Origin of the sequence: Sphingobacterium sp. UBA7625, assembly GCF_002484085.1 — a bacterium.
Lineage (GTDB): Bacteria > Bacteroidota > Bacteroidia > Sphingobacteriales > Sphingobacteriaceae > Sphingobacterium > Sphingobacterium athyrii.
In genome coordinates this window covers 3,065-29,973 of the sequence record NZ_DLJD01000018.1, presented here as the reverse complement: position 1 = coordinate 29,973, position 26,909 = coordinate 3,065, and the positions used below count along the sequence as shown (strand labels likewise).

Sequence of the window (26,909 nt, the reverse complement as noted above, 5' to 3'; positions counted from 1 at the left end):
TCAGATCGCTGTACAGATGAATTTTACAATAGCCCGCCTGTATACTGCTTAAAAAATAGCTCACGATAGATGTCGCCAATCGGGATTTCGAACTTGTCGATGTATATCGTATGGTTGTCAAAAGAATCAATAAAGGACAAATTGATCAAATAAGATTTGCTGACCCGAACAAATATATGGGCCGGTAGTTTTTGGTGAATGGTTTTTAGATTCATTGCTGTAATCAGTTTGTTGGTACGGGTATAGATGACCACATAATCTTTGAGTGCTTCAATAAATCGAATATCGCCAAATAAGATTTTATAGTATTTTCGATCCGATTTGATAAATACAGCATCTTCATTTGCATCTTCAAAGGTGTTTTGATTTTCTTTTAAATTGAGCAGATTTTTATAGCTAAACGCTTTATCAATTGCCTTGACCAGGCGATCTTTTTTTATTGGTTTAAGCAGGTAATCAAGTGCATCCAGCTCAAACCCCCGCAACGCATATTGGGCATAGGCTGTCGTCAGTATCACCAGGACATCTTTCGGTAAGGCCTGTGCAAAATCCAGTCCGTTGACGGTGGGCATCTCGATGTCCAGAAAAACAAGGTCAACAGATTCAGTTGCGAGATATTCCTTGGCAGCTAAGGCATTGGAAAACTCGCCGAGGATTTCTATAGATGAAATTTCTTCGACCAGATTTCGCATTTCTTCCCTTGCTAAGGGTTCATCATCTACAATGATACAATTCATAATGGAATTTTTAATTTTACCTGATACAACAGGTCCTTTTTTGATATGTTAAGTTCGTAATTATTGCCATATAGCAAATCAAGTCGTCTTTTGGCATTGACTAATCCCAATCCACCGTATTTAGGATTAGTAGTCGAAAAATTTGGATCACTCGAATTTTCACATTCAAAACAAAGTTGCCCATCGGTCTGTGTAAAGTGAATGGCAATAAAGGTATTTTCATTGTGTATATTGACACTATGTTTAATCGCATTCTCGATAAAAGCGGTAAAAAGATGTGGCGGCAGAAAAATACTTTGTTTTTCGAGTTCCGCGGCACAGGAAAGTGAGGTTTTCAAATTATCCCGGCGTATTTCCTCAAGTTTTAGAAAATTGAAAATAAAGTTTATTTCGGATTTTAAGAGTGTTTTATCTGCATCATTTTCATACAGTTGGTACCGCAGAAAATCGGATAGTTTGATAATAACCTCGGTGGCCATACTCGGGTTTTTCCGAATCAGAGCCTTCACATTATTGAGCATGTTAAACAAGAAATGTGGCTGAATCTGGTTCTTTAATGCATTTAACTCCGTTGTAAGCGCCAAGTTTTTTAAATCTGAAATGCGTTTATTGTCTTCGATCCAACGTTTAAAAAGTTTAAACGTAGTGGTGGTCAAAATGATGGGAACACAGATAAAAAGACCGCTCACAAAACTCATGGTATTGGTTCGTTGCCTTTCAATTGCCGGAATATGGATGCTAAAGATATAGATTGCGATCTGCATGACAACAAGCAGGCTCGCTGTCACCAGCAAAATGAGCAATACCGTGTAGATTTCATATTTTCCCCTGAAAAAAAACTGTGGTATCAATACGTACATATTGATATAGAACATTGCGACGAAAACCGTCCAAAGCGCCAGGGAGAAGTAGGTCTTATAATTTCCTAAAAATTGTGCATTTGTATTGGCATTGGCAAAAAGAATAAGCAAACCAATTAAGAACAGACCATGTCGTAAAAATCTGAATTTCTTTTCCGTTAGGTAGCGTAAAACAATACGGTTGTTGCAGTCTAGCATATTGATCTGGTTTATTGACCCTGATTTCGCAAATGTAACTTTTTTTGTTTCAAAATGATTTTGTTTTATATGAACACTGCTTTTTTTTATACCAAAGTGAAATCGGTAGGGAGAATGGATAAAAGCTGTTTTAAAGCTGCCCACCTTTCGTATAAAATATTGACCTTTTTGTATAAAAAATAAAATGAGCGTTTCCGATTGATCTATTCTTGTAACACGTCGGCTGCTCCGTTCTAATTTCCGAAAGAGCAGTTTTTCGGGTTTCCTTTAATTGAAAAAGAATAGATAAAAAAAACGAATATCCACATGAAAAAGAACCTGGTGTTGCTTGGGAGCTTTGCTCTTGTATGCAGCAGTTCCGCACAGACCAAAGATAGTATTCCGCAAAAAGTACAGGCCATTGTAGCCGACAAATTTCCTGCAGCGCGGGTGCTAAATCTAAGTTATGAATATAATGGCGGTTACAAATATTCATCCAATGTTAAAGGGGGCGTCATTACGCGAGGTAAGGTAGAGTCACTCCATCAGGCTGGCGGGAGCTTGAATGTCAATTTTTTAAACCGGCGTAGCTGGACGTTAGGTACTAGCCTTGGTTATCAGTATACTTCATTCAATGTACAAGAATCAGATTTAAGCACGCAGCCGCAAAAAATGCGTAAACAGGATTTCCATTACCATTATGAATCACTTAATTTTTCTTACTTCTCAAAATTATTTGGAAAAATGGTTATTTATTCCGCTAGTTTCATGACGGATGGAAGCGATAAGGGGATTGAACGGATGCGTGGGATATTGACAGGAACATGGGTATTAAAAGCAACTCGGGATGTACAAATGACAATCGGCTTACTTGGGTTTATTGATCCTGCGGCAATTATTCCTGTTGTTCCTACCTTCACCTATAAGCAGCAATATCGCGATGGGTGGATGATAGATGTGCTATTACCCAAGGGCGCCTACGTCCGAAAAACAATGTTGCGAAATGGTCGCCTTTCTCTGGGGGCAGATCTCAGCACGACGACATTCTACCTCAATGATTTTTGGGAATCAGACAAGGTCTATACCTTTAGTCAGATGGAGATCAACTCAGGATTGACCTACGAACATAATTTGGGAAGATCGTTTATTGCAACGCTCAAATCTGGTATGAAGAACATTCCGAGATCAAGGATATTTGAAAAAAGTGAACGGCAAAATAATTATGTATGGGAAGCTTCTGCGGACCCGTCGTTTTATGTCAATGTTGGACTTTCTTTTAATCCCTTTGCAAAAAAAAGACGTTAGGGCAGGGCTGATTATCGGCAAGGGAATTTGACGGGATTGTAAAAAGATTTACTCAGTTTCTTGGATTATTATGTTGTTTTAGTGTTTGAACATTCAAATATTTGCTATATTTATTTTATAAATAGAAATTAAAATAAGGTTAATTGTATGTATACTGCTTTCCGGATTTAATTTCTTTAATCAAATTTAGGTGATACTAAGCCTGTAACAAGGCATTTGAATAAATAATAGAGCAAAAAAAGAAAAGAAAATGGCATTATTAGAAACCCTTGAATGGCGTTATGCGACCAAAAAATACGATTCAACAAAGAAGGTTGATCAGAAAGACGTAGATAAAATTATCGAAGCAGCACGTATGGCACCGAGCTCCTCGGGATTGCAACCTTTCCGTGTCGTGTTGATTACAGATCAACAATTGAAAGAGCAAATTGTACCTGTAGCTTGGGGGCAACAAATTATTGCAGAAAGCTCTCATCTTTTGGTTTTTGCGGCATGGGATAAATACACAGATGAACGTATTGATGCGACGTTTGACCAGATGAATAACCATAGAGGTTTACCATTGGATACAACTGATGATTACAAAAATAAATTAAAAAGTATGTTTGCTGCGCTTACGGAGGAACAGCAGGCAGCGCATGCAGCGAAACAGGCTTATATTTCTTTTGGAATGGCCATCGCGCAAGCTGCGGAATTGAAAGTGGATGCTACACCAATGGAGGGATTTTCCAACGGGGAGCTGGATAAGTTATTGGGATTAGACAAATTGGGGCTAAAAAGTGTTGTTCTGCTACCCTTAGGTTACCGTTTGGGTGAAGAGGATTGGTTGCTGAAATTGAAAAAATTTAGATTGCCTAAAACTGAGTTTTTGATTGAACTACCTTAATAGCACGAATTTAAAGTGCTATAACAAGGGCAAGATTTAATTGTAATCTCTAACAATACACAAGAAAGGGGCTATNNATAGCCCCTTTCTTGTGTATTGATGCCTCGTTAACGGAGCAAATTAAAATTGATATGCGACACTACCTAGGATGTTTCTAGGCATTTGAGGATTTACGGTAGTCCAACCTTTGAAATAGGTTTGGTTGGTCAGGTTGTTTCCTTTTACCGCAAATTCAAAATGTTTATACCAGTAGGAGAGGCTTGCATTAAATAGTGTATATGATGGTAGTGAAAAAATACCTGTAGGTACACTGTTGGTAATCAGATTTTCACTGGCATAATTCAATCCCGCCCCGATACCGAGACCTTTGAGTGTTCCTTTTTGTAGAATATAGTTGGCCCATAGGTTCGAAAGATGTTTTGGCCCAGCTTCTGTTGGACGTAAATTATTCACATTTTCAGCAGCTTTTGTCGTTTTGCTATCATTAAAACTATAACTAAATATAACATTCAGGCCTTGGACCGGAGCAGCTGTTAAATCAAAATCTATTCCCCGGCTTAAACGTGTACCATCTTGAATGGTAATATTGTAGGACTCCCCATCAATAACTCTTGCTTCAGAGCGCAACATATTATCAACGGTAATGTCGTAGTAGCTTGCCGTTAGACCAAGTCTATCGTTGAGCAGATTAAATTTAACCCCGGCTTCCCACTGTGAGGCCTGCTGTGGTTTAAAGTCCCCGGATATACTCGGATGAGGTTGTACGACAGGAGCAACATTCTTGAATCCATTTTGATAATTGGCGAAAAATGAGACTTTATCTTTGATAAATTCATATACTAAACCTGCACGTGGAGAAAATGCGGTTTGATTGAAAGCTCCTGTCGTGGTGTCTTTGTCGAAATTATAAGTTCCCTGATTGTCAAAGTAATCCATACGTAAAGCAACATTCAGATGTAACTGTGGAGTGAGATCCAAAACATCGGAGACATAGGCGCCCAAGACCTGATTACGGCTTCTCGTATTTGTTTCGGCTCCTGTTGAAGCAGCTATTGCTGCATCGATATTAGCCGCATTGAATCTAGCATATCTTGGATCATCAAAGGAGGTATTGAGCTGATCAAATAAGATATAAGGCGAATTATGACTTTCTGCTTGTTGGAAAAGATAGTCGACGCCGGCGAGCAGCCTGTTTCGAAGTTCCCCGAGATGAAAGTCCCCGACAAAATTTTGCTGTGCATTGAAATTGCTGGCGGTGTAGTTCTGGTCAGCGACATAGCGATTGATCAATGTATCGTTATTCGCCTGGAGATACATGACATATTGAAAATAACCGTCTGATTTACGTCTATTGTAATTTACCGTTGTATGGGAGGTCCATTGTTCGTTGAAACGGTAGGTGACGTTGCCCCGTACATTCGTGGTAGGATTTTTAAAGGTCACGTCGTCATTCGTATACGATTTACCGAAATCAAACTGTAGTTCATCGGGCGTCCTCGCAAATAACTGGCGTGAACGATTGAGAAAAACCATTAACGGATTGGTTGCCTTGTTTTGAAAGAGTTCGAAATCCAATTGGATGTCAAGTTTTTCACTTGGCCGATAGAGAAATGAGGGGGCGATAAAAAATGATCTGTTGAAACCCGCGTCCTGATAGTTGCCGACATTTGTAAGTGCTGTATTCACACGGCCTAGAAGCTTTTTATCCGCGGTTAGTGGACCATATACGTCCGCTGTGAGACGATGCTGTGCATAACTGCCCAAAATATAATTGACACGACCACCGACAGTATCCAATGGCCTCTTGGTTATATTGTTGATTAGTCCGCCAAATCCAACTGCCGCTCCACCATAAAGTGAGCCCGAGGGCCCTTTGATTACCTCAATGGATTCAAGATTGGCTGGGTCTGGACTGGTGCTGGCGATGCCCACCACACCGTTAACCATTGCAGTCTGCGTGCTAAAACCTCGTAATGTGTAATAGGTGACACCATCACCTGGTCTTCCTGTTGAAGCCCATAATTTGTCAATACCCGAAACGTTCGCCATAGCATCGTCGTAATTGGTGTTAAGCTGGCTTTTTAATAACTCTTTAGTAACGACGGCGTATGATTGGGAATTTTCAAGGTTGTTGAGCGGCATTTTAGAGACGTAAATGCTTTGTTTACGGGTATATTTATTGGATCCATTTCCATTAATAACAATCTCTTGTAGGGTAGATTGGTTTTCGTTGAGGTAAATATCTGGAATCCGGTTTTTGTCTTCTACAATTTGGATTGTACGGGTCAAAGACTGTAAGCCCACCGCTGATATCTCCAGTCTTGCTTCACCCGGCTTTAAAGATTTAAATTGGTATGAGCCGTTGGTTCTCGTTAACACGGTGATGTCCTGTGGGTACAATTTTACCGTAATACCCGAAATAGGCTTTCCATCGGAGGAGAAAATTTTACCGTAAATTTCGGCTTTGTGCTGTCCTTGGGCAAGTAGGGTGCCCGGAATAATCAACAGGAGGTAGATGATAATTTTATTCATGTTGGCTTGTAGTCTTAATTAGATTAATTATAAACAATGCAAAGGTATTACTCCTGTGATATTTTTCAAAGTATTATTTATTTAATTTTTGCTCCCATATCAGTACGCAGATCGGCGACTTAGCTGTTTCCTAAAATGAATAATGGCCAAAGAGCGTGCGAAAAATCTCTTTGGCCATTATTGGCTCTTTGTAAGAATTAAAGTTTTATCGGTAGCGCAGATGTCTGCTATCAATCTTTGCACTAATCGGATATACATCTTTATAAATATCAATTCCCGTTTGTGCCAGTGGTATTCCGGCCATTGTTGTTTCAGACCCTTGGATACGGATATTCTTTTTATGATCTATACTGACTGTTGCCCAGATAGGATCCTGATAGACCAATGTTCGTTTTAAAATACCATGTTTTTTATAGAAATCCGCATCAAACGCTTTGCTTTCAAATGTATCACCCGCCCAGTAATAGGAGGCACTATTGATTTGCACATAATGAATGCCATTAATCTCGTTGTGATAATTGAGATGATGATGGCCAGTAAGAACAAGTAAAATTTTATTGAATCCAGCTTCAATATTCATCTGTTCCAATAGATACCTCACTGCCATGCCATTTTCAAGTCCGCCGTCTTCGTTGTCCAAGCCTTGATGACAAAAGATGATAACCCGCATTTTAGTATTTCGAATATCTTTTTTTAACCATTCCAGTTGTTGTTGACCGATACTGCGGGGATAACCTTCAATTTTTTTTGTCAGGCTTTTCTCGTTACCATCCAGGATGACAAAATGAAAGCCTTGTTTATCAAAGGAATAGTAAGGTGCGGGGCTATTCCAAAAATCGGTGACCTGTTGTTTTGTGAAGCCGCCGTCTGTATCGTGATTGCCGATTACAAAGTGCCTTTCCCCTGTAAAGCCATCCCAAATAGCCATTAATTCTTTATTCTTAGCCTTTGGAAAACAAAAGTCGGCCAAGGAAATAATAAAGTCGGGGTTTTCATTTTTCATTGCTTCGATAAAAAGTTTGGCCCGACGTAAACCATCGTGCATAAGATCGTGATGAAGATCTGCAATCACGCCAAATTTAATGCCCTCAGCTTTGAACACATGGTCTGTTGTCGACGCGATAGACGTACTGGCAAGACTCTTGTTGACTAATATGCTGCCTAAGCCTAAACTTCCCAGTTGGATAAATTTTTTTCGGTTGATCATACTTTTTTGGTAATACAGATTTAACTAAATGCTGCCTAGCTGAATCGTTTGGCCTTTTTTCAATTTAATATATTGGATATCATTGTTTTTTGATAACTGTTTTTTACTTGACAGATCCTGAAGATCTGTCTTTTCAAAAATCCGGAAGACACCATTCTGACTGGCAGTTACACGCAATGATGTTAGTTTTCCGCCGTTCTTCTCAGCACTGACAATAAACCCACCCGCAGTTCTCAGATTTTTAAAGGATACGTTTTTCCAATCCTCAGGCGTGGCCGGAAAAACTTCGATATAATCATTTTTGCTCTGAATTAATAATTCGTGAATACCCTGTGCGAACGCAAAATTACCCTCCAGCGTAAAAGGGCGATAGGTAAAATCAGAATACTGTCCCCCATTTTGGTCACCGTTTAAGTGAAAGGAATTTATGGAACAAAAATTATGGGCAAATTTCTGTAAGTTCACAACAGCCTGTTTACTTTGTTTTGCTCTTGCATGGAGACAAGCCATCCAGGAAAAGGAATAGCCCACCCAGGCCCTTGTGCCCAATTGCTCTAAATGGGAAAGCGATTTTTCGATCAACGATTTGTCCCGGGCGTTGTTGATGTCAAGTATTCCCAATGGGTAAATAGCCATATAGGGTGACATGTGTCTATGGGAATGTTTCATCGGTAGGTCGACTGCGACTTGCAGGCCGGTTTCATCCGTCGCAAAATTAGGCAATTCGGCACTGTATCTAGCCCATTCTTTAGCTGCTTCGGGTTTACCATTTGCGTTGCTGACCTCTGCGGCGATATCGAATAGGTAATGTGCCAGGCTGAGATCAAAATTTGTCCAGCGCTCAAACCAGGCCTCCCTGCTGTTGTCATTGTATTCCGGACTACTGCTTAGGGGGAGATAACGCTTCCCATCTTTGAGATAAGTTATATTTTTTAAGTAGGTTGCCGCTTCAGTGATATAGGGGTAAGCTTTCTCTTTTAAGAAATTGCGGTCCATTCCATATTTCCATTGCCAATAAAAATGTTGGGCTGTCCATGCACTGACTGTGGGAGATAAGGAGTATTGGATCCAGCCACCCATCGGGTAGCCATTCAATGTCAGCACACCCGGAATATTTAATCCGTCGACTGCAAAGTATTGCCGGGTATAGGCAAGATTCTTCGGCCTGATTTTCCATAACCAATCCGTATAACTTTGAGCCGCATCCATTCGGTTGGCGGTGTACGCTGGCCAATAGCTCAATTGCGTATTGAGATCGTTATGAAAATCCCCTTTCCAGGGTGGTAAGCCTCCGTTGTCGGCGGTCCAAACGGCTTGAAGTGTAATCGCTGGCGCACCTTGGCGTGCCGTAGCTCCTAATTTATAAAGTTCCAGGTAATATTGCCTTTCGAGGTCTTTTTCAGGAATGGAAATAGTCGATTTAGACCAATAGTTTGCCCACCAGGAGATATGGCTTCTTTTTGCGGTTTCATACTGTTTGATCGAAATGGGTTGTACTTTGGCTTTTTGATCGTTACTGATGGTCCAGTAGCCTATAAGCTTGTTCGGAGATATTTTTTTCCACTGCAATACAACCTCAAAAAAATGATGATCATAGGTTTCCTGATGCAGTACCTGAGCGTTTTCGGTTTTAACAATGTTCCCTTGTTTGTAACCCAGTCTGGTTAAGCTCTGGCCATCAACTACGCTTTTTTGCTCATCGGCCTGTGTGGTATTTTCGTATTGATGTGGGACAAGCTGCGGTGCAAGATCATCGATGTTTTTACCCGTAATTTCGAAGTACCCCATTGGTCTGGTGGCATGTACATAAGTAATAAGGGTTTTTCCATCGTCAAATTTCAATGTATGTACCGCACTTTGTAGATCCAGTACATTGGAAACGACGTTTCCGAATTTTGCTGCATCAAAGATCATCGCCGCTGCCGGAAGTTTGGTCGGATAAGGGGAGCGGTCATAGGGGGAATCCCCCCATTGTTGAGCTGCCTGATAGCTGTTGTTTTGTAGCTGTTGCTGTACCCATTTAAAATCACGTTTTTCTATCTCAAATGCTTTGCGTTCATCCCAAAGATCCGCCCGATCCAGAGATAAGCGGATGGTATTGTCTTTTTTCCAGATTAACGCACCCAACTGGCCATTGCCTAAGGGGATAGCCTCATCCCAGCGAGTTGCCAGATTCGTAAAATTAAGATTGTAACCGGTGGATGGCTGTCCAACAACCAGACCGGTCATGAGAAATAAAAGAATGAGATAGCAGTATTTCATAATTTATATGGATATGGTTTACAAATTTAGTGCTCAACAGCACAAATAGCTGACACTATTTAGGCTTTTTTAGAGCTTATTTTGCCTTTTTTGTTTCCGGCATGCCGTCTAGCAACTTTGCCGTCAAAAATGGCTGAATGCGGCAGTATTGCTAATTATTGGTTAGAAACGCGGATCAAATGGATCGAGTCAATAACGCATGTCATCCGAACTCCAGATTAAAAGTAGATAAAGTGATCGCTTCTTAAGTTTCCGTAACTAAAATGTTATCCATGGCTAATGAAGCCCAAATGGCGCTAACAGCGGCAAAAATAGAGAATGTATTGGGAGGAGGTAATATAGTTTATGTTTCTGTTAATCTAGTTTTAGTTTATCCCGTCGTTCTTCTTTAATTTTACTAACGTTAGCTATCAATGCCTGTTTCGGCTCGCTGATACGTATTCCACTAGCTCAAGCATTGGAATAGCTGCACAACAATTATAAAATAAACCTAATAACAGAATAATATTGAATAGACCTTATTGCTATGAATAGAAAATTAATGGTGTTAGCATTATTGGCCTTAATTATCGCCTGCTTTACAATATTTACATTTGGTAAAGAAGAAACAGTAGACTTTAGTGCAGATGTCAAACCGATATTAAATAAACATTGCATTGCCTGTCATGGTGGAGTGAAGAAAAACGGGGGGCTTAGTTTTCTTTTTGAAAATGAAGCTTTTGCCAAAGCTGAGTCTGGCAAACCGGCAATTATTCGGGGGGATGCGGAGCATAGCGAGTTTATGAAGAGATTGGTTTCTGATGATCCTGAATTGCGCATGCCTTATAATGCGCCAAAACTGAACGATGAGGAAATTGATATTTTAAAAAAGTGGATCGACCAAGGTGCAAAGTGGGGTAAGCATTGGGCTTATACTTTACCCGAAGATGTCGAAGTGCCGAAACCATTTTCCCTGGCAGGACTTTTTGGCATAAAACCGAAAGGGGTGAATAACAACATCGACTATTTTGTGCAGGCCAAATTAAAGAACAAGGAGCTCTCTTTTTCGGATGAAGCCGATAAGAGCACTTTGTTGAGAAGACTTTATTTGGACCTCATCGGCATACCACCGACCTTAGATGAAATCAGCGCATTTATCGAGGATGACAGCGATGATGCCTATTCCCGTAGAGTTGATAGCTTATTGGCTTCCTCTAAATACGGTGAAAAATGGGCTAGTTGGTGGCTGGACATGGCACGCTATGCCGATACCAAAGGATACGAAAAGGATGGGTCACGTAGTATCTGGTCCTATCGGGATTGGGTGATCAAAGCCCTGAACAAAGATATGCCATACGACGAATTTACCATTGAGCAGCTGGCAGGAGATCTTTTGCCTCAACCGACCAAAGATCAGCTTATCGCGACGGCTTTCCACCGGAATACCATGAATAACGATGAGGGCGGAACGGATAGTGAGGAGTTTAGGATGGCGGCTGTCCTGGACCGTTTAAATACCAGTTATCAGGTATGGTTAAGTACAACATTTGAGTGTGTGCAATGTCATAGTCACACCTATGATCCTTTTAAATTTGAGGAATATTATAAATCGCTGGCATTTTTCAACAACACGCGAGATGAAGATACACAAGGTGATCATCCAAAACTACGTTTTTATACGGCACAGGACGAAAAACGTGTCGATAGCATCAAGCATTGGTTGACAGCCAATGAGGATGGAAATGCGGTAAAATCTGCGGATCTGTTCTTACATACGCTCGAGCCTAAGATTCATGCCCATTATAGCGATCAGATTGTAAACGGTGCTTTGTATGATACAAAATGGCTTGGTGTACGCAGCAGTGGCTCAGCCCGTTTAAAAGCAATTACCCTGGATGGTAAAAGGCAGCTCTTCATGAATTTCTGGACAGATGCAGTTGGCGGAAAAATGGAAGTGCATCTCAATAAACCTAATGGGCCTCTGCTAGCCAATATAGATTTACCCAAAACCTCGGGCAGACAGGTTATTCAGGCAGCGATAGCGCCGACAAGCGGTGTACACGACCTTTTTCTGGTATTTAAGAATCCGGCAGTTGCAGCTGGTCAACCGATTTGTATGATTGAATGGTTTGCTTTTCGGGAGGACTTTCCGGTTGGAAAACCCTCCGAAAATCTCAACCTTCAGCGAACTTTTCTCCAGCTTGTCAATCTGCAGCCCGAAAGTGTGCCCATAATGATTGAAAATCCGAAAGAAATGCATCGGAAAACGAATGTATTCATCCGGGGTAACCGGCTGTCTCTGGGGGCAGAAGTACAGCCCATGGTGCCTGAATCGCTCAATGAATTTCCAAAAGGTGCTCCCCGAAATCGCATGGGATTTGCGCAGTGGATTGTCAGCAAAGAGAACCCATTAACTGCGCGGACCTTGGTTAACCGTGTTTGGGCACAGTTGTTTGGCCGCGGACTGGTAGAGCCATTGGGTGATATGGGGACACAGAGTATACCGCCAATTCACCGTGAATTATTGGATTATCTGGCCCTGGATTTTATGAACGGAAAAAAATGGAGCATGAAAAAATTGGTCCGTGAGATTGTCCTTTCAGGTACCTATAAGCAGGCTTCAACGCTAAATGGTGATAAAGTGGAAAAAGATCCGCAGAACTATTATTTGGCGAGAGGGCCGCGGTTTAGGCTTTCCGCGGAGCAGATTCGGGATCAGGCGCTAGCCGTCAGTGGCTTNNAGCAATAAAATGTATGGACCGAGTGTCATGCCCTATCAACCGGATGGGGTGTGGATGACCGTATACAGTGGTGAGTCCTGGGTCAAGAGCGAAGGGGAAGATCAGTATCGACGTGGCGTTTATACCTTTTTGAAACGCACGAGCCCTTATCCGTCCTTTGTTTCCTTCGATGCATCCAGCAGGGAGGTATGCCTGGTTGATCGCATACGGACAAATACGCCGTTGCAGGCTTTGGCCACCCTCAATGACCCCGTGTATCTGGAAGCGGCAAAGCATTTAGGAAATATCATGCTGCAGGAAGGAAAAGGAGATACAAAAAAGAGCATCAGTGCCGGTTATCGAAGGGCAATGCTCAAAGAAGCCGATTCCAGGAAGATCGCCGACCTTGAGGAACTCTACAAAAAAGCACTCTTGGAATTTAACAAAGCGCCAGCATCTGCAGCGAAATATCTGGGCAGCGATTTGGCAAAGGAAAATACAAAAACAATATCATCCAAAGCTGCTTATATGTTGGTTGCAAATGCATTATTGAACCTGGATGAATTTTTAACGAAATCCTAGGGGAGAGATTCAAAATACATGCTGGTAATAAAACCCCGAGGAGCTGAATCAACCGGGAATCGTGATAAACAATAGATATGGTAGAATTGGTGCCATGCAAAAAGAGCTACATGAATGAAAGATCTGAATAAATTAATAGAAGAAGCACAGCAATCTGAATTGAAGGCTGTGACAAGAAGACATTTTCTAAAAGATTGTGTTGCTGGTATTGGCGGCATTGCATTGGGAAGTCTTTTGGCAAGTTGCGGAGGATGGAACACATCCGGATCAAAAGGCAATTTGGATCTGAATGCTTTAAATCCGTTGATTCCCAAATCGCCCCATTTTCCCGGTAAAGCCAAAAGTGTAATCTATTTACACATGGCGGGAGCCCCTTCGCAGCTTGAATTGTTTGATTATAAACCTGCACTGCAGAAATTACATAATCAACCCTGCCCACAGTCCCTTTTGGCCGGAAAGAAATTTGCCTTTATCCGCGGGGTACCTAAAATGCTGGGACCACAGGCGGCTTTCAAACAATATGGTGAAAGTGGAGCTTGGGTATCCGATCATTTACCTCATTTTAGTCAGGTGGTTGATGACGTCAGTTTTTTGAAAGCTGTCCATACGGATCAGTTTAACCACGGACCGGCACAGCTGTTTATGCATACCGGAAGTGCCCGATTGGGGCGTCCAAGCATTGGTTCATGGGTGACTTATGGCCTAGGCTCAGAAAACAGCAATCTACCGGGATTTGTGGTATTGACTTCTGGGGGTAAAACGCCGGACGCCGGAAAGAGTGTCTGGGGAAGTGGTTTTCTACCATCGGTCTACCAGGGGGTGCAGTGCCGTTCAAAGGGAGACCCTGTATTGTATATTGCTGATCCTGAAGGAATGGACCGGGACATGAAGCGCCATCTTATCGACGCGATCAATAATGTCAACAAAACGGAGTATGACACATTTAAGGACCCTGAGACACTTTCACGGATTGCGCAGTATGAAATGGCTTATAAAATGCAGGTCGCCGTACCCGAAGTGATGAATATCAACAATGAACCTGCTTATATCCATGAATTATACGGTACCGAACCCGGAAAAGAATCTTTCGCCAATAACTGCCTGTTGGCCCGCAAGCTTGTGGAACAGGGGGTGCGTTTTGTGCAATTGTTTGACTGGGGCTGGGATAGTCATGGCACAAATGCGGCAGACTCCATAGATCTTGGATTTCGAAATAAATGCCGTGAAATTGATCGCCCGATGACGGCACTGATCCTAGATCTGAAACAACGGGGCTTATTAGAGGACACATTGGTCGTCTGGGGCGGGGAGTTTGGACGGACGCCAATGCAGGAGAATCGTGATAATAGTGATATGCCATTCCTTGGAAGAGATCATCATACGGACGCCTATACCATCTGGATGGCAGGTGGAGGCATACGTAACGGCATCAGCTACGGGCAAACGGACGATATTGGTTTTGCAGGTGTTGAAGGAAGGGCTTCCGTACATGATGTGCATGCCACCATGCTCCATCTTCTGGGATTTGACCACGAAAAATTTACCTATGAATTTCAGGGCCGACCATTCCGTTTGACGGATGTGGAAGGCGAACTTATACAAGCTATTATTTAACGAATGAAACGATTTCTAGTATTAATCCTTCTGATGGCCAATTTTTATACACTTCTGGCACAGCAACAAGAGAAATTACACATTAAGTACTATTGTACCAATTGGGGAAATACCGATTCCTGGGACCGCTTTTGTGAACGCGTGAAAAATGCGGGCTATGATGGGGTAGAAGCCTGGCTCCCCGGGGATCAGAAAGAACGAAAAGAAATGATTGATGCCCTGCAAAAATATGGTCTGCGTTTAGGGCTTCTTTCCGGTGGTTCCGGAGCTTCATTTGACCAGTACCGCGAAAGTTTTAAACGTAATCTGGAAGAAGCCGCAAGCATAAAGCCGGATTATATCAATTGCCATACAGGTAAAGAATATTACGCGTTTGAACAGAATAAGCAATTGATCGATATCGGTCAGGTGATTATGGAAAAATGGCGTATTCCGGTTTACCATGAGACACATCGTGGCCGATTTAGCTTTGCGGCACACCTGACCAAAGATTATTTAACAAAAATCCCCGCTTTAAGGCTTGCTTTGGATATTTCACACTGGTGCAATGTACATGAGTCTTTGCTCGCTGACCAAGCTGAAGCGGTTTCTTTGGCACTCGCCCGGACAGAACATATCCATGCCCGGATCGGACATCCTGAAGGGCCTCAGGTCAATGACCCTGCGGCACCGGAATGGAAAAGTACGGTCAGTCAACATCTGGCCTGGTGGGATCAGATTGTCGCCCAACATAAACAAAGCGGAGCAAAGGTATTGACCATTACCACGGAATTTGGTCCGGCAGGTTATTTGCCTACACTGCCTTTTACACAGCAGCCGGTGGCAGACCAATGGTCCGTAAATGTATATATGTTGAATTTACTCAAAGACAGGTATAAAGAATGATGGTTTTTCTTGAAGAATTGATGGCCTTTTTGGGACGGTTTCATCCCATCTTAGTGCATTTACCCATCGGAATTTTATTGATTGCATTTGTGATGGCATTTCTGGAACTATTCACAAAAGAAAATCCATACCTGTCGGCGATTAGATTGTGCTTGTTATTGGGCAGTATAGCTGCCATGTTTGCTGCTCTTTCGGGATTTCTGCTTTCACGCAATGGCGGTTATGAAATCGATGTACTCAATTACCATCAGTGGCTGGGGATTGCCGTCGCCGTATGTAGCCTACTGCTTTATTTCCTGTACCGCGAAAAAAGCGGAGCGCTACAATGGGCAAGAAAAATCCTACGGTTTCGTTTTTGGCTATTTTTGATCCTGGTTATATTATTGGGAGTCACAGGACACTACGGCGGTACCTTAACGCATGGCAAGGGTTATTTTCTTGAAGCCATGCCACAGGCGATGAAAAAGACTTTTGGTGTGGAGGAAAGCAACGACGAGCTTTTAATTGTTGAGAATGTACAAGAGGCTGCCGTCTATGACGGTATTATACAACCTATACTCAAACAACGCTGTCAGAGCTGCCATGGTGATCGGAAACAGGAGGGAGGTTTGGCCTTACAGACAAGGGAAAGTCTGTTAAAAGGAGGTGAAAATGGAAAGGTGCTGAAGGGTGGCAATTCGAAAGAAAGTGAATTGTATGCGCGACTGATATTGCCGGAAGGACACAAAAAAAGAATGCCACCAAAGGGGCGTACACCGATCAGCGTCGATCAGATCAAATTGATTGCATGGTGGATTGATCAAGGGGCGAGCTTCGATAAAAAAGTGAATCAACTTACACAGACGAAGGAAATTGCAGCAATATTGAAAAAACTTGAAACAGGAGAACAGGAGGCCTCACAGGTATTGTATGCGGATTTTCCAAAGGCACCCGATTTACCAAAGGATAAAGTTGATGCCTGGCAGGCAAAAGGAATCAAAATCATTCCTGTGGCTAAAGAAAATAATCTGGTGCTGGTCAATGCCATCAACTATCCACAGTTTAATGATAAGGATCTGCAGGAACTGTTGGCCATTAAAGAGAATATCGTTCACCTGAAACTTGGACATACCGCCATCACTGACCAGGCATTTTCTACAATAAAATCCATGCCTGTCATCTCACGTCTGCATCTCGAGAATACAAAAGTTTCCGACAATGGCCTTTCCCAATTGAAAGGACTGCAAAAATTGATCTACCTGAACCTGGTGGGAACAAAAGTAAGCGCAAAGGGTCTGTCGAATTTGAAGGATATTCCTAGCTTGAAAAATGTATATATCTACCAAACGGGCGACCGGGACAGTGTGGCCTTAAAAGCATTACAGGGTAAGGTGCGCATCGATACAGGTAATTATCGGTTACCATTTATCGCTACGGACACGGTAAGGTTCTAAGAGGATAAAAGGAGAGACCAAATCGTTTTTCCCATCGATTATAGTGCTGCTGAATAGATACTTAGTCTATGCTGTAGCATTACTTAGTCAATAATAAGGGTATTGGAAACCTGACTTGCCGATAGTGCAGCGATGCGATTGAATGGTGATAGGGTGTCCGATCTTTTCGGACACCCTATTTTTTATGTGTTGGGTAAAAATATTACGGGTTATTTTCCGGTATTTTCCAATAAGGTGATTGCATCGTAAAGTACGCCAGCCTCGCCTCTAAAGGTTCCCGAACCTTCAGGTTTATTGTCTTTCGTATACCATTCGTAGAAACCTTTATTTTTAATGACACGCGCCAACATGGGCTTGATCTGCTCATAAGCTTCCTGCTGGAAGCCATTTTTAGCCAGTTGTTGGATCATTCTCCCTCCAAACCAGGTCCAATCTCCGCCATTTTGATAACCATACGGATACATGCCTTTATTTTTGAAAAAACCTGCCGGATAAGTCGGATATACGGTTAATCCAATGGTGGCTGCTCCGGCATCTTTTACATTTTTGATCATCTTGTCCAGGGAAGTTTTGATCTGCTCTTTGCTAAGCAGGTTTGCCTCAATGGCAATGGCTGTTCCGCCGTGATAGTAGATTTGGTTTTCATCAAAATCTTTTGGAAATGGCGACCCGTTGATATAGATGTGAGGGATGAATTTTTGATTTTTATCGTCCCAAAGATGTTTCATGGTATTGCTGGCAATCGTGGTTCTGACCTTACCCCATTTTTCTTTTTTATCAGGGAAAAGATCCATGTAATTGTCCAAAGCAATTAAAAACATGGCATTATCATAAATATCCAGGGCAATATGAGAGTTTTTGTCCAAATGGACCCCCCAATCGTGTTCTGGCTGCACATCACCCCAATCGACCGTTGTGGCCCCCCACAATAGACCATAAGTGGCATTATAACGTTTGTCCATTAAAAATTGCAAGGCCTGTTCCATCCGGTCTTTCACTGTCGTCTCGCCTATTTTTTGTGCGAGAAAAGAGCTGTCCTTAGTGGCTACGATATATTTGTGAACTGCCTGGATCAAGGATGTTTCCTGATCGGTTTCAACCGTGTTTTTATGTGCGGCATATTCCGGAGCCAGTGGATTAGTGATCGTATAATAGTCGGAAACACCATTCTTTAAACTGGATTTTTTGACAAAACCGTCTGCGATATTACCATCAGCTTCCTGTAATTTAAAAAATAGTGCCAATTGATCTTTGATCTGCTCGTGGGGGTGCACTTGGCTTGCTAAGGTAATAAAGGTATTGTAATCCCTGATCCATACTTCACTATAGCCGTCACCTGCATTGAATCCTGCTTTGATAACCTTGCTTGCCATATCTTTGACGAGTTGGAAGCTACTATCCTGTGCCACATTTTGCTGTGTGCCGCTTCCTGTGGATTTGTTGCTACCACCGTTGCAGGATAATAGCAGCAAGGAAGTAGATAACGCGAAACATAAATTTCTCATGATGCTGTTTTTTTCTATCGTTGTGTACTTATTATTAACATTTATGGTCTTTAACAAAAGACTGTATTACTTTTGCCTGAGCAGTTCCCAGGTTGCGGAGCGAATAGGATTTCGCCGCTGCGGGAACGGCAAAAGTCTCGGCATAATGGAAGATTTTTTTCATGCCATTGGCAGTTGTCAGTTCTACCGCTTCCCCTTCAACGAGCATCATAATATGGCATTGCCCCTTTGTCTCAATCTTCACCTCGTCTGCAAATTCGTACCTGTAAACATCATAGAAATGATCTTCATGCGTTGGCAAATGCACTTTTGATGCTTGGGCATCGAGTGTATAAACCTCTGGTTGGGACAGGAGCGTATCTTTGACGACATCGCCCTTTCGGTTAAAATTAAGATTGGCGAAAGCCCTGTCGATATTTAATGGACGTGGCTTACCGTCTAAATCGGGGCGTACCCAGTCGTACATCTTAAACGTGTAGTTGTAGGGAGTGGCGCTGATCTCCAGTACAAGGTTATTCGTCCCGGAAGAATGCACCGTACCGTGGGGAATTAAATATAACTGATGCTTTTGCGATTCAAATTTTTGGACGTACCTGTCAATGGCGATCGGTTCGCCCGTACGGAAGCTCTGTTCAAGAACAACACGGAAGTTTTCCGCATCGATATCCTCCTGAAATCCCAGGTAGACCTGTGCATCTCCCTTTCTGTCCACAATGTAATAGGATTCGTCTTGAGTGAAATTTTCTCCAAATTCCGCTTTGGCATAACTTGGACTAGGATGGCACTGAATGGAAAGATTGCCGCCATCAAAAGTGTCCAGAAAGTTAAACCGGATTGGAAACTCAATGTCAAAACGTGGCTGCGCAGCACCCAGGACATTTGAACTTTCCTGAAACATCAGTTGATCAAAAGAAATTTCGAGCACTTGCCCGTTATTCTCAAGTAAAATGCCGTTTTCGGGAACAATCATTTCAAAAGACCACGCATAATTTTTAACCTGTTGATCAATACCCGTTAAATGTTCCAGCATCCATTGTCCGCCCCAGACTCCGGGTTCGAATGTTGGTCTTACCCGAAAGTAATTTTTAGACATTACATGCAAAGTCGCTTTTAGATCATTTCCTAAGATCCAAGGTAGATTTTCAGCGGATTGCTGATCGGCAAGAATCTCCACGCGTGCTAATATCGTCCGTTTATGTCGGTTTAGGAGTTCCCAATCGACAAAGTAATACCGTTTATAAAGCTCTTTTTGATCGGTTTGTTTTGCACAGGCCAGATTCCCGGCCAGTCCCGCACGCATCCGTTGAATAAGTATATTTTTGGGCAGGTCGATGTACATCACCTGACTTGATACCTCAAGGAGCGCTGCTCCGGGGCCATAAAAAATAAGATACTCACTGTCGGTGGCCTGTTTTAGCATTCCCTGCAGTGCAGCCAATTTGACTGTATCAAAGTATGCGATCAGTTCGAGTGGTGTTTTTTTTCCGAATAATGGATCATTACCGCCAAGATAAGGAGCTACTTTCTCCTCGATTGCTGCTTCAGGGAGCAATGCTGTTCCCATGGAAACAAATCGCACTGTTAATCCCCGCTTAACAAATTCCTGCTGGATATGCTTTATTGGTGTTTCCCAATTTACGCCAACAAACCCATCTATGCAGTTTATATGATTTTGGATCAGGTGATCGACCAACTCATCATAAGAGTTGGACAATTTGCCCTGAACTGGAAATGTAGGTAAGATGTCGTATTGAAAAGATGTCGTTTGAGTATTGGAATACATAAGATGTTATTTATTGCGTATGTAAAAAAAATGACTAAAATAATAGGGGATATTGAACGAAGTTATGCGTTGTTATTCTGCTTTTTCTTTGATTTTTCAATCCAATATTTTTCGATTTCTTCCAAAGGTTTGCCCTTGGTCTCCGGTAAATATCCCAGCACAACGATAAAAGCTATCGCACAGAAAAAAGCAAATAACCAAAAGGTATAACTTGCTCCCCAGGATGCGAGCAAAATAGGAGTCAGCTGACCGACGATCGCATCGGAAATCCACATCACCATAATACTTATTCCCATTGCTCTTGCCCGTATGGCATTTGGGAATATTTCCGCCGCGACCACAAATTTTAACGGACCGATAGAAAAAGCAAAGAAAAAAAGGAAGAGCAGGATGGAAACAATCAATGCAACATTGTTTGGTTGTTCCTGACTGAAGAGATATCCCGTTACAATCAGACTAATGGTGGCCCCCAATGTCCCTAAAATATATAAGGGTCTTCTTCCCCAATTATCTACTTTCCAGATGGCAAAGCAGGTAAATAATACGTTCGCCGCACCAAAAAATAATTGTGCATGATAAGAATTTGCTAAGGAAATACCTGATTCCAACAGTATGCTTGGGCCGTAATAGACGATGGCGTTGATGCCGCTCAGTTGAGAAAATAAGGGTAAAAATAGACCTAACAGAAATGCCCTGCGGTAGATGGGAGAAAACAGCTCCTTCATATTTCCTTTGGCCGGACTTGGCGAATCATATAGATCCGTTAAACCAAGTTTGGTACGGATTGCTGCGACCTCTTCGTTTCGCCCAATTTTGGCCAGCCAGCGGGGACTCTCAGGAATAAAATAAACCCCTAAACTAAGTAGGACGGCGGGTATCGCGCCAACTAGAAACATGCCACGCCAAAGCTCCGCCTGAGGCAACGAATCGAATTGAAGAATGAAATAGTTACTAATATAGGCAATCAGAATACCAAATGTAATCGCCAATTGATAACAGGTAACTGATCTGCCTCTGAATTTACTGGGGGATATTTCAGCAAGGTAAAGAGGAACTACGATAGAAGCTATACCAACACCTAGTCCGCCAATGCCCCGGCTCGCGATCAATATAGTATAATTAGGACTGAATCCGCAGCCAATTGCTGACAATAAAAAAAGCAACGATGCCACGATAAAGGCTTGTTTACGACCATATTTGTCCGTAAAAGAGCCCGTAAAGAATACACCAATAATGCATCCGATTAGTGCCGAACTAACAAAAATACCTTCCTGCACAGGAGATAATCCAAAAAATCCCTTCACAAGCGGTAAAGCACCGGCGATAACCGCCATGTCGAAGCCAAAAAGCAGTCCGCCCAGTGAAACAATGCATAAAATAAGGATAAAATTTTTAGACATAGCTGGTTTATTAGTTTTTTATGTATATACATACAAACATANNATATATCTATTTTTTTAATTATCCAAAAAATCTTACTTTAGCCTAAGCAATATCATGTAATGAATTTAAAAATAGATCACAAAAGTCCAGTCCCACTGCATATACAAGCAGAAAATCTACTGCGGGAGTTGATAAAACAACCGGAATATATTGAGGGGAAAATGTTGCCCAATGAAATAGAGCTAGCCAAACGTCTGGCTATTTCCCGTTCTACTTTGCGTCTGGCGATTAATAAGCTGGTTTATGAGGAGCTATTGATCCGGAAGAAAGGTATCGGTACAAAGGTTGCAAGCACCAAATTCAGTTCGAAATCCAAAAATTGGCTAAGTTTTTCACAAGAAATGAAAAATCGTGGTATCGAGGTCAAGAATTTTGAGCTTCATGTGAGCTGGGTAGTGCCCGATAAGGCCATTACAAAATTTTTTGCGGTCGATGAGGATCAAAAGCTATTAAAGCTGGAACGGTTACGTGGTAAAAAAGATGATCCGTTCGTCTATTTTACGTCTTATTTTCATCCTCGCATTGGGCTGACAGGTGACGAAGATTTTAAACGTCCGCTGTATGAAATATTGGAAGCCGATTACCATGTTGTGGCCGATCTTTCGCAGGAAGAAATAGACGCCGTTGCAGCCAATAAATTTATCGCAGACAAACTCGAAATCAATATCGGCGACCCGATCTTATCGCGCAAACGCTTTGTTTTCGATCAGTCCGGAAAGCCAATTGAATATAATCTGGGATTCTATCGCGCCGAAAGCTTTACCTATACCGTGGAAAGCCGAAGAGATTATTAATAGAACAATTGATCCAGTAATCATAAGCTACTGGATCAATTCATCCGTCGATTGCATTGACTACTTGGCTGTTTCTGAGGCCCATTGATGGAGTAGCGCGATTGCTTTGCTCAATACACCGGCTGAGCCTTTGAATTTGCCCGATCCGCTCGGCACATCATTCTTGCCGTACCATTCGTAAAAACCTTTGTTCTTCACCACACGATCAATCATTGGCCCTAACTCGTCATAAGCTTCCTGATAAAAGCCGTTGCGGACAAGTTGCTGGATCATTCTGCCGCCAAACCAGGTCCAGTCGCCCCCATTTTGATAGTGATAAGGTTCCGCCATCCAACCTTTGAAAAAACCGGCAGGGTAGGTCGGATAAAGTGTAAGGCCGATGCTCGGCATACCCGACAAACGGACATTTTCCAACATCTGTCTATTGACCGTTTTTATTTCGTTTCGTTTGAGCAGTCCAGCTTCGATCGCAATTGCCGTACCCCCATGATAATGGATTTGATTTTCATCAAAGCCTTTTGGCAGGGGAGAGTGCTGTGGATAGATATGTGGAATAAATTTCTGTTTCTTTTGGTCCCAGAGATAGCGTCTGCTATTTGTTTCAAGCTCCTTTTTAAATTTTTTCCAATCAGCGGCCTTTGCTCCATTGGGTTGGATGTCAATTAAGTTCTGTAAAGCAATGATGAGCATGGCATTGTCGTAGATATCAATGGCTTCATTGGAGAGTGCATTCCAGTCACAGCCAAAATCGTCATGCGGCTGCACATCACCCCAGTCGGCTGTCATGGCGCCCCAAAGGAGACCGTATGTTGTATTGAACCGTTCTCGCCTGAGGTAATCCAACATCAGCTGTATGCGCTCTTTGACCGAAAGTCCACCAATGGATTCGTCAAGAATGCCATAATCCTTGGTTTTCTGTATATACTTGCCCAGTAGCTGAATCAGCGAAGTCTCTTGGTCGGTCTCGACAGTGTTTTTAAAACCGACATGATCGGGTGCATTTTTAGAATAATAAGGCGTATCATCATGCCAGGTGAAATCTTTCTTGAGCACATAGCCGTCGACCATTTCACCATTGGGCTGTTGCATCTGGAAAAACAATAGGATAGCCCCGCGAACATCTGCTGCAGGTCTTTCTTCCAACGCCGTTTCAATAAACGTATTGAGGTCCCGGGCCCATATCTGCGAATAGCCACTTCCGGCATTAAATCCTTCTTTGATGACCTGCCTGGCCAGGCTATCCACATATTTTAATTTCGGATCGGCTAAAATGGTCTGCGCAAGCTTAAGTTGGTCTCCTTTCGATGGGATTTTTTGTTGCGCAGAGAGACCGCTGCTAAATAAGATAAACGTAAGACCGAAAAACGTTAGGTTTCTTCTCATGGAACTTTTTATTAATTGAAGTGTTATGCATTTCAGTAGTCCAATCGCGATGTTTCGTTAGGTTATTTCCAGCGCATTCAATTTGGATTGATCTCTATGACTTAAAACTTCTTGGTTATTATTTATTATGTATATACAAACAAAGGTAGAAAAATAACTGGTGCATTAGGCTTTTAAGGAGATATAATTCAATTCGTATTTAAATTATTACAATATTGCGCCATTTTGAACTGTCTCCGCCTACTTTTTTTATGATCTTTTTGTTTTCATGTTTATACATAGTTTTATTTTTTGTAAGTTTGTTTTTGAACCTAATTGACAACGATGGCAAAGCATTTTATATTTTATTTTTTCTGCATGTTATCCAGTGTGATATCTGCGTCAGGGCAACAGAAAACTGATCTAACTACCCTGGTAAAACCCAATATTGGATCTGTGCATAGCCGGTATTTTTTTTATACGCCGGCGGCAGTACCCTTTGGTATGGCCAAATTAGCACCAAGTACCAATGGAAGTTATGGCAATAAGTCCGGTTGGGAAGCCGTTGGCTATGACGATAGACACAGTTCTATCGAAGGCTTTGCTAATTTTCATGAGTTTCAGATCGGGGGAATTGTCTTTGCTCCATCAGTAGGTGAACTCAAAACCACGCCGGGGAAACTGGNNCCAGCCGCAAAGTGGCTATCGCTCATCATTTGACAAAAAAGATGAATTTGCCACATCAGGTTACTATCGGGTGAAACTGAAAGATTACGGAATCCTCGCCGAACTAACGGCGACAAAAAGGGTAGGTTTCCATCGTTATACCTTTCCAAAAACCGATGCGTCCAACCTGATATTTGATATTGGACATGTGATGGGCGAGAGCGGACCAGTGGTCGATGCTGAAGTAAATTACGATAATCAATGTGTATGGGGATACGTGGTGACAAACCCGGTATATGTCCAAAAATATCAACAAGGCGCTACTGTGAAGATGTATTTCTTTGCAGAAGTCAGCAAGCGGCCAAAATCTTATGGAACATTTAAGGACGACGCGATTTTTGAGGAGAAGAAAAACATACGGGGGCAAGGAGTGGGACTGTTTTTGCGATTCGATACAGGATCGGATGAATCTATCACCATCAAAACCGGTTTGTCCTATACCTCGGTAGATAACGCACGGTTAAATTTTGAGCAGGAGGCAAAAGGGCTGACATTTGATAAAGCGAAATCCGAAGCACTGAATACCTGGAACAATGAAATGGGAAGGATATTGGTGGAAGGTGGTAAAGAAGAGGACCGGGTTAAATTTTATACCGGATTATATCATGCCTTACTTGGACGGGGACTTGCCAGTGATATTAATGGGGCTTATCCAAAAAATGATGGCTCTGTAGGCCAGATTGCATTAAATGCGCAAGGGAAGCCGGTTCATCAGCACTATAATACAGATGCGATCTGGGGCGCATTTTGGAACCTGACACAACTCTGGTCCATCGCCTATCCTGATTATTACAACGATTGGATACAAAGTCAGCTGCTGGTGTACCGCGATGCGGGCTGGCTCGGTGACGGTATCGCCAATAGTAAGTATGTTTCCGGTGTGGGTACCAATTTTACGGGCTTGGCAATTGCTGCAGCATATAATGTCGGAATACGGAATTACGATACAAATTTTGCCTATGAAGCTGTTCGGAAAAATGAACTTGAATCACGCGGACGGATTCCGGGAGCAGGGAAGCTTGATGTGGGGGTGTTTGTTGAAAAAGGTTATTCACCTTATATCGAGGACAATACCGGTAGTCCTGAATTATTAACCCAAGGATCACCTTTTGGCGCTTCTCATACCTTGGAATATGCCTTTTCGGCAGCTGCTGCTGCGCAATACGCCAAGTCACTTGGTCGTGATGCAGATTATAAGAAGTTTCTAAAGCTTTCAGACGCATGGAAAGGATTATATGATCCTTCAACTAAATTTATACGGCCAAAGGACAGTAAGGGAGACTTTATTCCGAACTTTAATCCCTATCAACCCTGGCGTGGATTTCAGGAGGGAAATGCCTGGCAATATACTTTTTATGTACCGCACGTTCCCCAAGATCTTGTCAAACTGGTCGGAAAAGACTTATTCAACCAACGTTTGGACAGCATATTTACGGTATCCCAGCGGAATGTCTTTGGAGGTGGAACCCAAATTGATGCCTTTGCCGGTATTGAGAGTCTCTATAATCACGGAAATCAGCCCAACTTGCATATCTCCTGGTTGTTTTATTTTTCAGGGAGACCTGACCTAAGCCAAAAATGGGTGCGGGCGATTTCAAATGAATTTTATGGCACGGAGCCTGTTCACGGTTACGGCTACGGACAGGATGAAGATCAGGGACAATTGGGGGCTTGGTATGTTTTATCGGGGATTGGATTATTCGACGTAAGAAGTTTAACGACAGAAAATCCGGCATTTCAGATTGGGGCGCCTTTATTTGATAAAATTACCATACAGCTTCCCAAGGCATTACGAAAAAATAAATTCACGATTCAGGTTGAAAAAGAGGCCCCGGATAGTTACTATGTTGATCAGGTCCGCCTGAATAATAAAGCCTGGATCGGATGGCAGCTTCCCTTTGAACAACTGGTTAAAGGTGGTGTCATGACGCTGAACTTAAAAAGTAGTGCGCGTGGAAACTAAGTGGTAAAAGAAGAGTGCTGATGGGTAAATGGAAATCCTGCATCGGATAGCACATTTCAAAAAGCCTTTGGAACGTATATAAAATAAAAAATAGGGGTGTCCAAAATAATCGGACACCCCGTAGGTAGGTTGGTTTGTTGATTGCCTACGCGAT

At 42.3% G+C, this 26,909-nt stretch carries 17 protein-coding genes and 1 pseudogene; 9 read left to right on the top strand and 9 right to left on the bottom strand.

The features are described from left to right. Nucleotides 1-23 precede the first annotated feature (23 nt). Both B4G94_RS06435 and B4G94_RS06430 read right to left on the bottom strand, forming a co-directional pair. A complete protein-coding gene (locus B4G94_RS06435) occupies nt 24-737 on the bottom strand; it encodes a LytR/AlgR family response regulator transcription factor (RefSeq protein ID WP_286857833.1) in 714 nt (237 codons plus the stop codon). Next, complete coding sequence (locus B4G94_RS06430; protein ID WP_108632084.1) at nt 734-1,795, bottom strand: sensor histidine kinase; 1,062 nt, start codon at nt 1,793-1,795, stop codon at nt 734-736. Before B4G94_RS06430 ends, B4G94_RS06435 begins: the two co-directional genes overlap by 4 nt. 306 nt (nt 1,796-2,101) lie before the next feature. On the opposite strand from B4G94_RS06430, the gene B4G94_RS06425 reads away from it, so the two are divergent. Together B4G94_RS06425 and B4G94_RS06420 are read left to right on the top strand one after the other, a co-directional pair. Continuing rightward, a complete protein-coding gene (locus B4G94_RS06425; protein WP_286857832.1) occupies nt 2,102-3,079 on the top strand; it encodes a DUF6268 family outer membrane beta-barrel protein in 978 nt (325 codons plus the stop codon). A 250-nt stretch (nt 3,080-3,329) separates the two neighbouring features. After that, a complete protein-coding gene (locus tag B4G94_RS06420; protein WP_286857830.1) occupies nt 3,330-3,965 on the top strand; it encodes a nitroreductase family protein in 636 nt (211 codons plus the stop codon). Between the two features lie 120 nt (nt 3,966-4,085). Here B4G94_RS06420 and B4G94_RS06415 read toward each other — a convergent pair whose 3' ends face one another. The 3 genes from B4G94_RS06415 to B4G94_RS06405 form a co-directional block, all read right to left on the bottom strand. After that, nucleotides 4,086-6,497, bottom strand: a complete 2,412-nt coding sequence (locus B4G94_RS06415) for a TonB-dependent receptor (RefSeq protein WP_286857828.1) — start codon at nt 6,495-6,497, stop codon at nt 4,086-4,088. Between the two features lie 205 nt (nt 6,498-6,702). Beyond that, nucleotides 6,703-7,704 (bottom strand): metallophosphoesterase family protein, encoded by a 1,002-nt coding sequence (locus B4G94_RS06410; RefSeq protein ID WP_286857827.1) that lies wholly within the window; start codon nt 7,702-7,704, stop codon nt 6,703-6,705. A 24-nt stretch (nt 7,705-7,728) separates the two neighbouring features. Further along, complete coding sequence (locus tag B4G94_RS06405; protein ID WP_286857825.1) at nt 7,729-9,966, bottom strand: glycosyl hydrolase family 95 catalytic domain-containing protein; 2,238 nt, start codon at nt 9,964-9,966, stop codon at nt 7,729-7,731. Nucleotides 9,967-10,492: 526 nt separating this feature from the next. On the opposite strand from B4G94_RS06405, the pseudogene B4G94_RS06400 reads away from it, so the two are divergent. From B4G94_RS06400 to B4G94_RS06385, 4 genes and pseudogenes are all read left to right on the top strand, one after another. Next, nucleotides 10,493-13,247, top strand: a pseudogene (locus tag B4G94_RS06400) (DUF1553 domain-containing protein). A 114-nt stretch (nt 13,248-13,361) separates the two neighbouring features. Next, on the top strand, nt 13,362-14,861 hold the full coding sequence (locus B4G94_RS06395; RefSeq protein ID WP_286857824.1) for a DUF1501 domain-containing protein: 1,500 nt from the start codon (nt 13,362-13,364) through the stop codon (nt 14,859-14,861). A 3-nt stretch (nt 14,862-14,864) separates the two neighbouring features. Continuing rightward, nucleotides 14,865-15,746, top strand: a complete 882-nt coding sequence (locus B4G94_RS06390; RefSeq protein WP_165306420.1) for a sugar phosphate isomerase/epimerase family protein — start codon at nt 14,865-14,867, stop codon at nt 15,744-15,746. Further along, a complete protein-coding gene (locus B4G94_RS06385; RefSeq protein WP_286857823.1) occupies nt 15,743-17,179 on the top strand; it encodes a c-type cytochrome domain-containing protein in 1,437 nt (478 codons plus the stop codon). The genes B4G94_RS06390 and B4G94_RS06385 overlap by 4 nt, the downstream gene beginning before the upstream one ends. A 209-nt stretch (nt 17,180-17,388) precedes the next feature. Here B4G94_RS06385 and B4G94_RS06380 read toward each other — a convergent pair whose 3' ends face one another. The 3 genes from B4G94_RS06380 to B4G94_RS06370 form a co-directional block, all read right to left on the bottom strand. Further along, nucleotides 17,389-18,684 carry an amylo-alpha-1,6-glucosidase gene (locus B4G94_RS06380; RefSeq protein WP_286857821.1) on the bottom strand — a complete coding sequence of 432 codons (1,296 nt, stop codon included), beginning with the start codon at nt 18,682-18,684 and terminating at the stop codon, nt 17,389-17,391. 34 nt (nt 18,685-18,718) lie between these two features. Then, nucleotides 18,719-20,467 (bottom strand): class I mannose-6-phosphate isomerase, encoded by a 1,749-nt coding sequence (locus B4G94_RS06375; protein ID WP_286857820.1) that lies wholly within the window; start codon nt 20,465-20,467, stop codon nt 18,719-18,721. Between the two features lie 62 nt (nt 20,468-20,529). Further along, nucleotides 20,530-21,867 (bottom strand): sugar porter family MFS transporter, encoded by a 1,338-nt coding sequence (locus B4G94_RS06370; protein ID WP_108632073.1) that lies wholly within the window; start codon nt 21,865-21,867, stop codon nt 20,530-20,532. Between the two features lie 102 nt (nt 21,868-21,969). Here B4G94_RS06370 and B4G94_RS06365 point away from each other — a divergent pair, with 102 nt between their 5' ends. Then, nucleotides 21,970-22,704, top strand: coding sequence for a GntR family transcriptional regulator (locus B4G94_RS06365; RefSeq protein ID WP_108632072.1), 735 nt, complete (start codon nt 21,970-21,972; stop codon nt 22,702-22,704). Between the two features lie 60 nt (nt 22,705-22,764). Here B4G94_RS06365 and B4G94_RS06360 read toward each other — a convergent pair whose 3' ends face one another. Beyond that, nucleotides 22,765-24,087: a hypothetical protein gene (locus B4G94_RS06360; protein WP_286857817.1), complete on the bottom strand. Its 1,323-nt coding sequence runs from the start codon at nt 24,085-24,087 to the stop codon at nt 22,765-22,767. A gap of 324 nt (nt 24,088-24,411) precedes the next feature. Between B4G94_RS06360 and B4G94_RS06355 the strand changes: the two genes are divergently transcribed. Next, nucleotides 24,412-24,786 (top strand): hypothetical protein, encoded by a 375-nt coding sequence (locus B4G94_RS06355; protein WP_286857815.1) that lies wholly within the window; start codon nt 24,412-24,414, stop codon nt 24,784-24,786. After that, on the top strand, nt 24,722-26,755 hold the full coding sequence (locus B4G94_RS06350) for a GH92 family glycosyl hydrolase (RefSeq protein WP_286857814.1): 2,034 nt from the start codon (nt 24,722-24,724) through the stop codon (nt 26,753-26,755). Before B4G94_RS06355 ends, B4G94_RS06350 begins: the two co-directional genes overlap by 65 nt. Nucleotides 26,756-26,909: the final 154 nt, after the last annotated feature.

What these genes read in the sequence shown, in the direction of transcription:
- B4G94_RS06435 (WP_286857833.1), bottom strand. Translation starts at nt 737, where the DNA reads ATGAATTGTATCATTGTAGATGATGAACCCTTAGCAAGGGAAGAAATG.
- B4G94_RS06430 (WP_108632084.1), bottom strand. Translation starts at nt 1,795, where the DNA reads ATGCTAGACTGCAACAACCGTATTGTTTTACGCTACCTAACGGAAAAG.
- B4G94_RS06425 (WP_286857832.1), top strand. Translation starts at nt 2,102, where the DNA reads ATGAAAAAGAACCTGGTGTTGCTTGGGAGCTTTGCTCTTGTATGCAGC.
- B4G94_RS06420 (WP_286857830.1), top strand. Translation starts at nt 3,330, where the DNA reads ATGGCATTATTAGAAACCCTTGAATGGCGTTATGCGACCAAAAAATAC.
- B4G94_RS06415 (WP_286857828.1), bottom strand. Translation starts at nt 6,497, where the DNA reads ATGAATAAAATTATCATCTACCTCCTGTTGATTATTCCGGGCACCCTA.
- B4G94_RS06410 (WP_286857827.1), bottom strand. Translation starts at nt 7,704, where the DNA reads ATGATCAACCGAAAAAAATTTATCCAACTGGGAAGTTTAGGCTTAGGC.
- B4G94_RS06405 (WP_286857825.1), bottom strand. Translation starts at nt 9,966, where the DNA reads ATGAAATACTGCTATCTCATTCTTTTATTTCTCATGACCGGTCTGGTT.
- B4G94_RS06395 (WP_286857824.1), top strand. Translation starts at nt 13,362, where the DNA reads ATGAAAGATCTGAATAAATTAATAGAAGAAGCACAGCAATCTGAATTG.
- B4G94_RS06390 (WP_165306420.1), top strand. Translation starts at nt 14,865, where the DNA reads ATGAAACGATTTCTAGTATTAATCCTTCTGATGGCCAATTTTTATACA.
- B4G94_RS06385 (WP_286857823.1), top strand. Translation starts at nt 15,743, where the DNA reads ATGATGGTTTTTCTTGAAGAATTGATGGCCTTTTTGGGACGGTTTCAT.
- B4G94_RS06380 (WP_286857821.1), bottom strand. Translation starts at nt 18,684, where the DNA reads ATGAGAAATTTATGTTTCGCGTTATCTACTTCCTTGCTGCTATTATCC.
- B4G94_RS06375 (WP_286857820.1), bottom strand. Translation starts at nt 20,467, where the DNA reads ATGTATTCCAATACTCAAACGACATCTTTTCAATACGACATCTTACCT.
- B4G94_RS06370 (WP_108632073.1), bottom strand. Translation starts at nt 21,867, where the DNA reads ATGTCTAAAAATTTTATCCTTATTTTATGCATTGTTTCACTGGGCGGA.
- B4G94_RS06365 (WP_108632072.1), top strand. Translation starts at nt 21,970, where the DNA reads ATGAATTTAAAAATAGATCACAAAAGTCCAGTCCCACTGCATATACAA.
- B4G94_RS06360 (WP_286857817.1), bottom strand. Translation starts at nt 24,087, where the DNA reads ATGAGAAGAAACCTAACGTTTTTCGGTCTTACGTTTATCTTATTTAGC.